Here is a 12,420-nt window from a genome sequence, read left to right as displayed (position 1 = left end):
ACCGCCGTGTGATACAGGAAACCGCGCGCTAGCCTAAAGGATGCGTCTCCACGACGAATGCAGTCGCTCGCCATCTCTCCCATCAGCGGGACAATCAGGGACAAGCTCCTCAAACTCGGCATTACCGATGCTTCAAGCCTGATACTGCATTTGCCGTTTCGCTACGAGGACGAGACGCACCTCTACCCCATCAATGATGTACCTGCCGATCGAACAGTGCAGGTCGAAGGCATGATCACCCGAAGCGAAGTCATGTACCGGCCACGGCGGCAATTGGTATGCCAGGTGGAGGATGGAACAGGTGTTTTGTTCATGCGCTTCCTGAATTTTTACGGCAGCCAGGTAAAAGCATATTCAGTGGGCACGCGGGTGCGCTTGCTGGGAGAGGCCCGTCCCGGCTTTTTCGGTGTTGAAATGGTTCATCCCAAATGCCGGATTTTGCGCGGGAATGAGCCCCTGCCGGACGGGCTCACTCCGATTTATCCCTCTACAGCCGGACTTCCTTCCGAAGCGCTGCGCAAACTGATTTCCCGGGTGCTGCAAACGGGAGATGGCAGAAACCATGAGGGAATTCTCTCCGAAACACTGCCCGATGCCGTACGCGAACGCTGCCAGCTTCAGGGTTTCAAGGACAGTGTTCTATTCCTGCACCAACCCCCACCGGATGCGTCGCCCGCTCTATTGCGGGAGCGCACTCATCCCGCCTGGCAGCGGATCAAATTCGATGAATTGCTGGCGCAGCAATTGTCGATGCGGGTGCATTATCAGCAGCGGCGCAACGGCAGCGCCCCTGTTCTGATAGCAAAAAACGATTTGACCAGAGCGCTGCTGAAGTTGCTGCCTTTCGATCTCACTCAAGCCCAGAAGAAGGCTTTCGCCGAAATCAGCCGTGATCTGACGGAGCCCCATCCCATGCAACGCCTGTTGCAGGGTGACGTGGGAAGCGGCAAAACGATCGTTGCCACACTGGCTGTGCTGCAATCGATTGAAAATAATTTTCAGGCAGCACTGATGGCGCCGACCGAGATTCTTGCAGAGCAGCATTATCAGAAACTCTCCACATGGCTTGCTCCCCTGCTGGAGCCGCGCGGGCTGCGGATTGCGTGGCTCGGCGGTAATCAGAAAAAGAAGGAACGGGAAACCACGCTCGCCGATATTGCTGCCGGCAACGTGCTGCTTGCCATCGGGACACATGCATTGTTCCAGAACCAGGTGGAGTTTGACAGACTGGGACTTGTGGTTATTGACGAACAACATCGCTTTGGTGTTCACCAGCGGCTGGCATTGCGAGAAAAAGGAGCCGGAGCGTACGCCATGCCACACCAGTTGATGATGAGTGCAACGCCCATTCCACGCACCCTTTCGATGAGCTATTACGCTGATCTGGATGTGTCCGTAATAGACGAAATGCCGCCCGGACGCGTACCCGTGGTAACCAAGCTTGTCGCCGATGCCCGTCGCGACGAGGTAACAGCGCGCGTACGGGAAGCCTGCCGTGAGGGAAAGCAGGCCTACTGGGTATGTCCGCTGATCCAGGAGTCTGAGGCATTGCAGCTCAAAACCGCGCTGGAAACCCACCAGGGGCTGACCCGGACTTTTCCGGAATTGAGAATCGGCCTGGTGCATGGCAGGCTTTCATTTCAGGAGAAATCCGATGTAATGGAAGCATTTGCCCGAGGTGAAATCCATCTCCTCGTAGCGACAACAGTGATCGAAGTAGGCGTGGATGTGCCCAATGCGTCCCTGATGGTGATCGAGCATGCAGAACGCATGGGCCTTGCGCAATTGCACCAACTACGTGGACGGATCGGACGAGGCGCAACCGGGAGCGTATGCATATTGATGTATCAGCAACCCCTCTCCACAAACGCGCGCGAGCGGCTCAAGATTATTTTTGAAAACACGGATGGCTTTGAAATAGCGCGCCAGGATCTGCGGCTGCGGGGGCCCGGCGAATTCCTGGGGGCCCGCCAGAGCGGCCTGCCCATGCTGCGCTTCGCTGATCTGGAACGGGATGAAGGCCTGCTCGACACGGCAGGGATGATCGCCGGGGAATTGCTGCGTGATTATCCGGAAGCGGCAAAACGCCATCTCCATCGCTGGCTGGGAAGGAAAAGCGAATACCTGAGGGCATAAAAAGGACGATCTCGATGCGGTTCTTCATCGCGGATTTTTCGAACTCGTGAATGATTCTACAAACCAGAAACCTGAGCTTGCAGCATCCGGGCAAATTGCTGTGCCGCAATCTGAACCTTACCATCAACCCGGGGGAATGCTGGGCGATTCTCGGCCGGAACGGCTGCGGCAAGACGACATTGATACATGCCCTGGGTGGACTGAACCAGGTGAAGGCGGGACAGGATTCATCCGTAACCATCGCGGGGATGGCGCTTGGGCAGTGGTCCCGGCGGGAACTCGCCCGCAATCTCGGCATTCTGTTGCAGGATGAGCCCGGCGAGTTCTGGGGTACGGTGCATGAATATGTGCTGCTCGGACGGCATCCTCATGCAACTAGCATGCTCGGCTGGCAGGCGGTCGACCTCGAGATGACATCTCGCGCTATCGAGCAAATGGAACTGGCCGGCCTTGCCGACCGTCTACTGGTTACGCTTTCCGGCGGCGAGCGCCAACGCGCGCGTATCGCCTTGCTGCTTGCCCAGTCGCCCAAATGCTATCTGCTGGATGAGCCCTTGCAACACCTCGATCTGCGCCATCAACTCGGGACCATGAGTCTGTTCAGCGAATTGGCGAAGCGGGGCAGTTCCATCGCAATGGTGCTGCACGATATCGGCTGGGCAAGCAGATTCTGCGACCACGCATTGCTGCTGTTCGACGACGGCCGTGCCATGAGTGGCAGTATAGACGAGGTGCTCAAGCGTGATAATCTTGAAGCGCTTTATCACTGTAATCTGGGGGAATTCATCGCAGGTCGGCAGCACCATTTCTTCCCGCAAACGGTGCCGAGTGTATAATCTGGAATTTCAGACATACTTTTTCTCAGCAGCAATTCTTCAGCGCTTTTTCCAGCAAGGGCCGTGGACGGCAGTGGCTGTTTGCCCTCACCTGATCTTCCCCTTTTGGATGAGTTCGCCGTGCGGGATGACGGAATCCCGCAGCTTGTTCATCTGTATTCACAATGATTCGTAAACTTATCGATCGCGTCTTCAACCGCAATACATCCGCTTCCATCCCTTCCGCCCGCACTTCCTCCACGAAGCCGCATATCATTACGCGCGACCAGCACGGCATCAGGCGCGATCACATCAGCTCCGGTGCGCTCAAAGTTACCTCAGGTCTGCAGGAAGCGGGATATTCCGCTTTCATTGTAGGCGGGGCCGCACGCGACTTGGTGCTGGGATTGAAGCCGAAGGATTTTGACGTTGCCACGAATGCCACACCGGAGGAAGTACGCGCTGTTTTCCGCCGCTCGCGTATCATTGGCCGCCGTTTCCGGCTGGTGCATGTCATGTGGGGAGCGGAAACCGTGGAGGTTTCGACTTTCCGCGGCGGCCCATCCGGAGAGACAGGCGGGCTGAGTGCTGATGAGCATGCGGACGAACATGGACGCCTCTTGCGCGATAACGTATTCGGCAGTCAGGAGGAGGATGCGAGACGGCGGGATTTCACCGTGAATGCGCTGTTCTTCGATCCCGTCCACGAGGAAATCTGGGACTATCTGAACGGCTATGAGGACCTGAAGGCACGACGCCTGCGCATCATTGGAGATCCGGTGCGGAGGTACCGCGAAGATCCCGTGCGTATGCTGCGGGTGGTACGACTGGGCGCCAAGCTCGGCATGGAAATCGATGCCGCCACGGCCGCGCCTATCAGCGAACTGGCGCCCCTGTTGCTGCATGTGCCGCCCTCGCGGCTGTTCGATGAAATGCTGAAATTGCTGCTATCCGGCCATGCGCTGGCCTGCGTGACAGATTTGCAGAAACGCGGATTGCATCACGGCCTGCTTCCCATGCTGGATGTGATACGGGAACAACCGCTGGGCGAGCACTTTATCACGCTCGCGCTCAAAAATACCGATGAGCGCGTGCGGCAGGAAAAGCCTGTATCGCCGGGATTCCTGTTTGCTGCCCTGTTATGGCACGAAGTGCTCGCATCCTGGAACGCTTACCAGGCGACAGGGGAAAGACCGGTTCCCGCCTTGCACCTGGCAATGAGCGACGTGCTGGCGGTACAAGACAAGAACCTGGCAATTCCGCGCAGGTACGATGCCATTATGAAGGAAATCTGGATGATGCAGCCGCGCTTTGCCCACCGCTCAGGGAGCAGACCGTTCCGGCTCCTTGAAAATCCCCGTTTTCGCGCTGCCTACGACTTCATGCTATTGCGTTGCGAAAGCGGCGAAGTGGATGAGGAACTGGGCAAATGGTGGGAAGCATTCCAGCATGCAGGTTCCCGCGAACGTGAAGCCATGCTGATCAGCGATGAGAGCCAGAAGAGACGCAGGAGAAACCGTGGTCGTAAAAAATCGGGCACTCCCCCTGCGGGAGAGAGCGACCGCGTAGTATCCGGGAAGCAGGATGGGTTTGCCCCATGAACGGGGCTGACGACGGTCGAATCGCCTCGCATGCGTATATCGGATTGGGTAGCAATCTGAATGAACCTGTAGCGCATGTGCAAAAAGCGTTTGAAGAACTAGGTGAGCTTCCTTTTACACGCTTGCTGGCGCATTCTTCGCTCTACCGCAGTGCACCGATTGGACGCCTCGATCAGCCTGATTTCATCAACGCAGTCGCGCATATCGAAACCGCCTTGCCACCCCAGGATCTGCTGCGAGCCCTGCTCGGGATCGAGCAAAAGCATGGGCGGATGCGCGAGTATCTCAATGCGCCGCGTACACTTGATCTCGACTTGCTGCTGTATGATGACCTGCAACTGGATGAGGATAGCCTGATTCTGCCTCATCCGAGGATGCACGAACGGGCATTCGTATTGCAGCCTCTGCTCGAAATTGCGTCGATCAGCAGCATACCGGGACACGATAACATAAGGGAATTGCTTGCTGCCTGTAAAGGACAGCGGCTGGAACGCGAGCTGGACACGTGAAACTTGAAGAATATCGCCACATCGCGGTGGAGGGCCCGATCGGCGTGGGAAAAACCAGCCTGGCGCGACGAATGGCAGAGTATGCGGGTGGACAGCTCCTGCTGGAAAAACCCGAGGAAAATCCGTTTCTCGGCAAGTTCTACGAGGATATCCGCCGATATGCGCTCCCTACCCAACTGTTTTTTCTGTTTCAGCGCGCCAACCAGTTGCAGGATCTGACGCAGATCGACCTGTTTACGAAAACGACCATAAGCGACTTTCTGCTGGATAAGGACCCGCTGTTTGCGGGACTGACGCTCAACAATGCAGAATACGATCTGTACCGAAAAATCTATCGCCATCTGCAACCCGAAGCTTTCACCCCCGACCTCGTGATCTATCTGCAAGCCTCACCCGCCACGCTGGTGGAGCGGGTGAAGCGCCGCGGCAGTTCCTATGAACAAAACATTTCCGAAACGTATTTGTGGCGATTAGCCGATAGTTATGCGCGCTTCTTCCATCACTATGAGGATGCGCCACTTCTGATCATCAACAGCGAACATCTCAATTTCGTTGATAGCGAAGAAGATTTTGCATTACTGCTGAGGCAGGTCGAACAAATGCACGGCTCGAGGGAATATTTCAATTTCGGAAGATGAGCAAACCGGAAAACAGAAACCCGAAAATGGGTTGGATAACTTATCCGATACACGCAACCAGGAGCTGAACCATGCGTATCACGCAAGATGTTTTTCAAAAAATGCGGGATGATGGAGAGAAAATTGCCATCGTCACCTGCTATGACGCAAGTTTTGCGGCACTGCTGGAAAGAGCAGGCGTCGATATCCTGCTGGTGGGGGATTCACTGGGAAATGTGATCCAGGGTGAAGAGACTACCCTACCGGTTACTCTGGATGACATGATCTACCATACACTTTGCGTGAAACGCGGCTCAAGCACGGCTTTCATCATGACGGATATGCCTTTCGGCACCTCGCAGGTGAGTCCGGAAGAAACCTTCCGCAATGCGGCCGAGCTCATGGCGGCAGGCGCCAACATGGTCAAGATCGAAGGCGGTTCCGTCATGGCCGAAACCGTGGAGTTCCTGACGCAGCGGGGCATCCCCGTCTGCGCGCACATCGGTCTCACGCCCCAGTCGGTAAACCAGTTGGGGGGCTACAAGGTGCAGGGAAAGACCGACTATGAAGCCGAGCAGTTGCTGGAGGATGCGGTAGCGCTCGAACAGGCCGGAGCAGGAATGCTTTTGATGGAAGTCGTCCCTGCCGCCCTTGCAGCGCAGGTTACCCGAACGCTCTCCATACCTACCATCGGTATCGGCGCCGGCAAGGATTGTTCGGCGCAGGTATTGGTGCTGTACGACATGCTGGGCATTTATTCAGGCAAAAAGGCCAGGTTCATGAAGAATTTCCTCATGGGCGCGGGCAGCATCGAGGAGGCTGTGCAAAACTATACCAGAGCGGTCAAAACCGGGGAGTTCCCTGGCCCCGAGCATACATTCTGACTATTGATCCGAGTTGGACGTCATCACGGATATTTCACCGCTACGAATCCGCCTCGGGCACGAATCCTCCATCGCCTTCGTGCCGACGATGGGCGGATTGCACGAGGGACACTTGTCCCTGATTCGGGCCGCCCGGCGACATCGGGAATGCGTAGTCGCAAGTATTTTTGTAAATCGCCTGCAGTTTGCCCCCACCGAGGATTTTGATCGATATCCCCGCACGCTGGAGCAGGACTGCGTACTTCTCGAAGAGCAGGGCGTTCACATCGTGTTCGCACCGGAAGAAAAAACGCTTTATCCCGCCCCACAAGAATTCACGGTGGAACCCTCCCCCATCGCAAACATGCTGGAAGGGAAGTACCGTCCCGGCTTTTTTCGGGGCGTGGCAACTGTCGTGCTAAAGCTCTTCAATATCGTGCAGCCGCAGACCGCGGTGTTCGGAAAAAAGGATTATCAGCAGTTGCATATCGTCCGCGAACTGGTGCGGCAGTTTAATTTACCCCTAGAGATCGTTGCCGGGGAAACAGTTCGCGCCTCGGACAATCTGGCATTGAGCTCGCGTAACCGCTACCTTCGTGATGAGGAGCGCGCCGAGGCAATCCGGCTGTATCAGGTGCTATCGCAAGTGAAGCGGGAGATAGAAGGCGGCTATCGCAATTTTGCCGGACTGGAGGAAAACGCGAGGAAAATTCTTACCTCCCACGGCTGGAACGTCGATTACATCTCGATACGCGAGAGAGATACCTTGGCAGCAGCCCAGCCCAGAGATGGGAATATGGTGGTGCTGGGAGCAGCCCGCCTGGGTGAAACCCGGCTGATCGATAACCTCGAAATCATCCCGAAAAAGAAATAGAGGCTATGAAAGCCTGCAGCCTCCAACTCTTCCCGCCATACCCCTGCTTTGCCAGTCCTTGAAAGCTCTGCCCCACCCGAGGCAGCTTTTTCACTTTGGACAGTTTGCTATACATCTCTCTTCTATGATTTTCCTGCCACCGCAGCCTAGAAAACAGGCATCCTGCACCGACTGACAACCGCATTCCACTTCACACTGCTGGTAGCGCAGCCGATCAAATTCCCGCATACGATTCGGCCTGAGGGGAGGCGGTTGGTAGAAAAAAGGAGACGAGTAGCCCAAGCCATAATAAGGCCCTCCTCCCCAGCCCCATGGAGAACCCCACCCCCCGGGATAGCCACCCCAACCCCATGGGTATCCCCCCCACCCCCAGCCCAGCGTGGTGCGTCCCCAGCCAGGGTATCCGAACTGCATCCGCCGACGATATGTATCAAGCTCATCGTCATAACGCTCGGCTGCTTTTCTATATCTCTCTTCCGCCAGGGGTTCGATGCGCTTCAGGCAGGCCTGATATGTCGATTGACAGTTTTGCTGGCACATCTCCAGCTTTTGCATGCATTTTTCAAGACAAACGATGCCTGCCGGATCAGTTGGCGGTTCGTAACGATGGGTGATCTGATAGCGAGGAGAGAAAACGGTGCAGCCGGCCAAATCACCGACCAGACTGATCAGGACTATTGCGCGCCTGACGAGAGTGATACCCATTTTTCTTCCATAAACTTCATTGTTGATCTTCGTCAATATCGAGATAAGCATCCATATCATACTCTTACTATACTACTTCACACTCTCGCACGCCGTTGATTTATCCGAGAGGGGTATGTAAGAAAGTGATTGATTCAAAACATCTTTTTTACGTCTCTGTTTGGAGACATCAAGTAACTCCGAAGAATCAGGGAGTTACTCTCAAGCAATAGAGGCCTGTTGCCGACAAGCAACAATGCAATCAGGGTTTTATTCCTCAGCTTTCAACATAAGTCTTTGTTTTAATGCTTCTTCTTATACTGGCACGATAACTGCTTGTATTCACGGTGATACCGTACATCGGTTTGCACCTGCTGAAAATGAGGCAGGGGCTGTTACCGATCCAGCTCGAAAAGAGAAATCCGCAAAGAATACCGATAACGGTTCGCCCGCGCCGGACAGCGTCTCAACAGACACATGAGGCCATATTCTGGCGATACAGCCTGACATGAGGAGGAATATTGTTATGCTTTCACCACACAGCCCGAAGCAAAACCGACTTCTTGCCGCCCTGCCACCTGGGGACTACGCGAGACTGCTCCCTTATCTTGAATTCATGCCCATGCCAGTGGGACAAACAATTCATGAACCGGGAGCGATTATTACTCATTCATATTTTCCTACCACAAGCATCGTCGCACCCCTTTACAGCGTGGAAAGCGGCGCATCGGTACGTCTTTCAATCATTGGCAACGAGGGGCTGACAGGGATCTCGTCATTGCTGGGGGGCGCCAGTACGCCTGCCGGCGTCGTGGTACAAAGTGCGGGCAGTGGCTACCGCATGAAAACCAGCGTACTGAAAAAAGAATTCGAGCGGCAGGGAAAATTACAGTATCTGGTATTGCGCTTCACGCAGGCATTGATGACCCAGACGGCGCAGAATGCGGTTTGCAACCGGCACCATAACATAGAGCAGCAGTTGTGCCGCTTCCTTTTGATGAACCTCGACCGGTTGCCCGGCCATGAACTGCAAATGACACACGAGCAGATTGCCGTCATGCTGGGAGTGCGGCGGGAGAGCGTGACGCAGGCCGCGCTCAAGCTGCAAACGGTCGGTGCAATACAGTATAGCCGCGGGCATATAGCCGTAATGGATCGTGAAGAACTGGAAGATTCCGTATGTGAATGCTATTCCGTGGTAAATGACGAGTATGACCGGCTGCTATGGAACCACCCCATGGCCGAGCCTGCTCAAACTTCCACAAGGAAGGATACAAGCGAGGAGTTGTGGCCAGTAAGCTGAGGAGAGCCCCGGGTTGCTCGGCAAGAACAGGTTTTCCTCCCCGACCCGCGTTCGAGCCGAGTCACCCGGCCTTGCCGTCGCGTTTTTTGCATTCACGCCTTCATGAGCTCGCGAAGAACATAAGGCAATATACCCCCATGCTGGTAGTAGTCGATCTCTATACCGGTATCTATCCTGCACAGCAGGTCGATTTCCCGGCGTGAGCCGGTATTGTCACGTACAACAAGCGTTACATCCTGCTGGGGGCGGATGCTGCTCAGTCCCTCGATGTCGAACGCTTCATTTCCCTGAATACCGAGCGATTCCACGCTGTCGTCGCCTTTGAACTGTAGCGGTAGCACGCCCATGCCAATCAGGTTGCTGCGATGGATGCGTTCGAAGCTTTTCGCAATCACTGCCTTGACCCCCAGTAGCTGTGTTCCCTTTGCCGCCCAGTCGCGGCTCGATCCGCTGCCATATTCTTCTCCCCCGAATATCACGGTGGGAATGTCGTCTGCGATATAGCGCATGGCGGCATCGTAGATGCTCATCTGCTCCCCGTCCGGCTGATGCAGCGTTATACCTCCTTCGCTGCCGGGAATCATCAGGTTTTTGATGCGCACGTTGGCGAATGTCCCGCGCATCATGACCTCGTGATTGCCGCGACGCGCGCCGTAGCTATTGAAATCAGGCTTGGATACACCACTCGCAAGCAGGTATTTTCCCGCGGGAGAGGTATCCTTGATACTGCCGGCAGGACTGATGTGATCGGTGGTCACCGAATCGCCGAAGATGGCGAGGGCCCGCGCACTCCGGATCTCATTATGCGGGCGGGGCTGCAGCGAGAAATCCTGGAAAAATGGAGGTTCTGCTATATAGGTCGATTTCGGCCAGTCATAGACTTCCCCTGAAACAGAGGATATATCGTTCCATAACGGATGATCCTGTGTAAGATTGCTGTAGAGCCTGCGGAATGTTTCCCCGTTTGCTGCAAACTTCATCAGGCTCTGGATTTCATCATCACGCGGCCAGATATCAGCCAGCCATACCGGCTGACCATTCTCGCCATATCCGAGCGGGTCGGCTGTCAGATCCTTGAGCATGGTCCCCGCGAGAGCATAAGCAACTACCAGAGGTGGCGAAGCAAGGAAGTTCGCACGAATGTTCGGGTGAATTCTAGCCTCGAAATTGCGATTGCCGGAGAGGACCGCTGCGCAAACCAGATCATTGGATACCACCGTTTCTTCAATCGGCACGGACAACGGGCCCGAGTTGCCGATGCATGTGGTACAGCCATAACCGGCAAGATTGAAGCCCAGCTTATCGAGATAGGGCAAGAGGCCTGTTTCCCGAAGATATTCCGTCACGACACGTGACCCGGGTGCAAGCGATGTCTTGATGTGACACTTTACCGACAACCCTTTTTCCACCGCCTTCTTTGCCAGCAGGCCAGCGGCAAGCAGTACGCTGGGGTTGGAGGTGTTGGTGCAGGATGTAATGGCCGCAATCAGAATATCTGCGTGCGCCAGGTCGAAGAGGCCGTTTGCGCCATACACAGGGGCTTCAGCCGGAGCCAGGATAGGTCTGTTATTGACCATTTCCGTGATGTTTCTTTCAGTCCCCGGTCTCACGGCTGCCGTATTCCGCTCTGCGCTGGCGCTGTCGGCCACCTCTGCGCCGGTCTCAGACTCTTCGCTGCCATGTACCTTGTAGCGAAGTTTCAGTGCGGCAGCATCCCTGCCGTAACCTCCCTGCATGACAGGCCGTGAAAAGAGTTCTGTGAAACGGGTCTTGACATCGTCAAGCTCGATACGATCCTGGGGGCGTCTCGGTCCGGCGAGAGAAGGCTTGACGGTAGAGAGGTCAAGCTCCAGCTCGCGCGTGTAGTCGATCTCGCCCTTGCGTGGAACCCCGTACAACTCCTGCGCCTTGAAATAAGACTGGAAGGCCGCGATCTCTTCTTCGCTTCGCCCGGTTCCACGGAAATATTCCACAGTAGCGTCATCGACCGGGAAAAAACCCATGGTGGCGCCATATTCAGGCGCCATATTTCCGATGGTGGCGCGGTCGGGAACCGTAAGCGACACGGTCCCCTCGCCGAAAAATTCCACGAATTTGCCCACCACCCCCGATTTACGCAGGAGTTCAGTAACCGTCAGCACCAGATCCGTTGCCGTGACACCTGTGGAAAGCTTTCCTGTGAGGTTCACCCCGACAACATCAGGAGTCAGAAAATAGACCGGCTGCCCTAGCATGCCCGCCTCAGCCTCGATCCCGCCAACACCCCAACCAACCACGCCTATTCCATTGATCATGGTGGTATGTGAATCCGTGCCTACGAGGGTGTCGGGATAAAGAAGGCCCTCTTTTTCATGCACTCCCCGCGCGAGATACTCGAGATTGACCTGATGCACGATGCCGATACCAGGCGGAACAACCTTGAAAGTATCGAAGGCCTGCATGCCCCATTTTATGAACTGGTAACGCTCCCGATTGCGGTGAAACTCCATTTCCATATTGAGCTTGAGCGCGTCATCAGTGCCGTAGTAATCGACTTGCACCGAATGATCGACCACCAGATCAACCGGCACCAGGGGTTCGACCATCTCGGGATCCTTGCCCATTTTTTTTGCAGTGCTGCGCATTGCAGCCAGATCGACCAATAGGGGCACTCCGGTAAAGTCCTGCAGCACGATACGGGATACAACAAATGGAATCTCATCCAGTCTGGGTGCGGTCGACTGCCAATCGGCCAATCTTTTTACATGCGCCTCCGTCACCTTCCTGTTGTCACAATTGCGCAGGACGGACTCCAGCACAATACGAATGGAGACAGGGAGCCGGGAGATTCGACCGAGGCCCGCTGCCTCCAGTGCGGGCAGCGAATAATACTTTGCCTTTTTGCCCGTAGGCAGCGAAAGCTCTTTCAGGGTATTGAACAGGTTATGGGCCATAAATGCACTCCTTGAAAAATTTCTGCATCTTCATGATGCCGCCCTCATGAATATCGATCTTGCCAGACGGATCCTGCCCGGATTG

The 12,420-nt window shown here is 55.4% G+C and carries 10 protein-coding genes; 8 read left to right on the top strand and 2 right to left on the bottom strand.

What is annotated here, in order from left to right:
* The first annotated feature begins 57 nt into the window (after positions 1-57).
* The 7 genes from recG (at position 58) to panC (ending at position 7,415) form a co-directional block, all read left to right on the top strand.
* On the top strand, positions 58-2,136 hold the full coding sequence (gene recG / locus BMW46_RS09005) for an ATP-dependent DNA helicase RecG (protein WP_074707521.1): 2,079 nt from the start codon (positions 58-60) through the stop codon (positions 2,134-2,136).
* A 50-nt stretch (positions 2,137-2,186) separates the two neighbouring features.
* Entirely contained in the window at positions 2,187-2,972 is a 786-nt protein-coding gene (locus tag BMW46_RS09000; RefSeq protein ID WP_074707519.1) for an ABC transporter ATP-binding protein, read from the top strand.
* A gap of 164 nt (positions 2,973-3,136) precedes the next feature.
* On the top strand, positions 3,137-4,552 hold the full coding sequence (gene pcnB, locus BMW46_RS08995; RefSeq protein ID WP_074707516.1) for a polynucleotide adenylyltransferase PcnB: 1,416 nt from the start codon (positions 3,137-3,139) through the stop codon (positions 4,550-4,552).
* Positions 4,549-5,061 carry a 2-amino-4-hydroxy-6-hydroxymethyldihydropteridine diphosphokinase gene (gene folK, locus BMW46_RS08990; RefSeq protein ID WP_074707513.1) on the top strand — a complete coding sequence of 171 codons (513 nt, stop codon included), beginning with the start codon at positions 4,549-4,551 and terminating at the stop codon, positions 5,059-5,061. The genes pcnB and folK overlap by 4 nt, the downstream gene beginning before the upstream one ends.
* A complete protein-coding gene (locus BMW46_RS08985) occupies positions 5,058-5,699 on the top strand; it encodes a deoxynucleoside kinase (RefSeq protein WP_074707511.1) in 642 nt (213 codons plus the stop codon). The genes folK and BMW46_RS08985 overlap by 4 nt, the downstream gene beginning before the upstream one ends.
* A gap of 71 nt (positions 5,700-5,770) precedes the next feature.
* The gene (gene panB / locus BMW46_RS08980) at positions 5,771-6,562 is read left to right on the top strand and encodes a 3-methyl-2-oxobutanoate hydroxymethyltransferase (RefSeq protein WP_074707508.1); all 792 of its coding nucleotides are present in this window, start codon (positions 5,771-5,773) and stop codon (positions 6,560-6,562) included.
* Between the two features lie 13 nt (positions 6,563-6,575).
* Positions 6,576-7,415 carry a pantoate--beta-alanine ligase gene (gene panC, locus BMW46_RS08975; RefSeq protein WP_074707506.1) on the top strand — a complete coding sequence of 280 codons (840 nt, stop codon included), beginning with the start codon at positions 6,576-6,578 and terminating at the stop codon, positions 7,413-7,415.
* A 90-nt stretch (positions 7,416-7,505) separates the two neighbouring features.
* On the opposite strand, the gene BMW46_RS08970 is transcribed toward panC, so the two are convergent.
* Entirely contained in the window at positions 7,506-8,120 is a 615-nt protein-coding gene (locus BMW46_RS08970) for a hypothetical protein (RefSeq protein WP_143121442.1), read from the bottom strand.
* A 505-nt stretch (positions 8,121-8,625) separates the two neighbouring features.
* Between BMW46_RS08970 and BMW46_RS08965 the strand changes: the two genes are divergently transcribed.
* A complete protein-coding gene (locus tag BMW46_RS08965; protein WP_074707501.1) occupies positions 8,626-9,402 on the top strand; it encodes a Crp/Fnr family transcriptional regulator in 777 nt (258 codons plus the stop codon).
* 92 nt (positions 9,403-9,494) lie between these two features.
* On the opposite strand, the gene BMW46_RS08960 is transcribed toward BMW46_RS08965, so the two are convergent.
* On the bottom strand, positions 9,495-12,335 hold the full coding sequence (locus tag BMW46_RS08960; protein ID WP_074707498.1) for an aconitate hydratase: 2,841 nt from the start codon (positions 12,333-12,335) through the stop codon (positions 9,495-9,497).
* Between the last annotated feature and the right edge of the window lie 85 nt (positions 12,336-12,420).

Source organism: Nitrosospira multiformis, from assembly GCF_900111585.1.
In the GTDB taxonomy this organism is placed as follows: domain Bacteria; phylum Pseudomonadota; class Gammaproteobacteria; order Burkholderiales; family Nitrosomonadaceae; genus Nitrosospira; species Nitrosospira multiformis_B.
This window is presented reverse-complemented; position numbering and strand designations above follow the sequence as displayed.

What these genes read in the sequence shown, in the direction of transcription:
- panB (WP_074707508.1), top strand. Translation starts at nt 5,771, where the DNA reads ATGCGTATCACGCAAGATGTTTTTCAAAAAATGCGGGATGATGGAGAG.
- folK (WP_074707513.1), top strand. Translation starts at nt 4,549, where the DNA reads ATGAACGGGGCTGACGACGGTCGAATCGCCTCGCATGCGTATATCGGA.
- BMW46_RS08960 (WP_074707498.1), bottom strand. Translation starts at nt 12,335, where the DNA reads ATGGCCCATAACCTGTTCAATACCCTGAAAGAGCTTTCGCTGCCTACG.
- BMW46_RS08970 (WP_143121442.1), bottom strand. Translation starts at nt 8,120, where the DNA reads ATGGGTATCACTCTCGTCAGGCGCGCAATAGTCCTGATCAGTCTGGTC.
- BMW46_RS08965 (WP_074707501.1), top strand. Translation starts at nt 8,626, where the DNA reads ATGCTTTCACCACACAGCCCGAAGCAAAACCGACTTCTTGCCGCCCTG.
- pcnB (WP_074707516.1), top strand. Translation starts at nt 3,137, where the DNA reads ATGATTCGTAAACTTATCGATCGCGTCTTCAACCGCAATACATCCGCT.
- recG (WP_074707521.1), top strand. Translation starts at nt 58, where the DNA reads ATGCAGTCGCTCGCCATCTCTCCCATCAGCGGGACAATCAGGGACAAG.
- BMW46_RS09000 (WP_074707519.1), top strand. Translation starts at nt 2,187, where the DNA reads ATGATTCTACAAACCAGAAACCTGAGCTTGCAGCATCCGGGCAAATTG.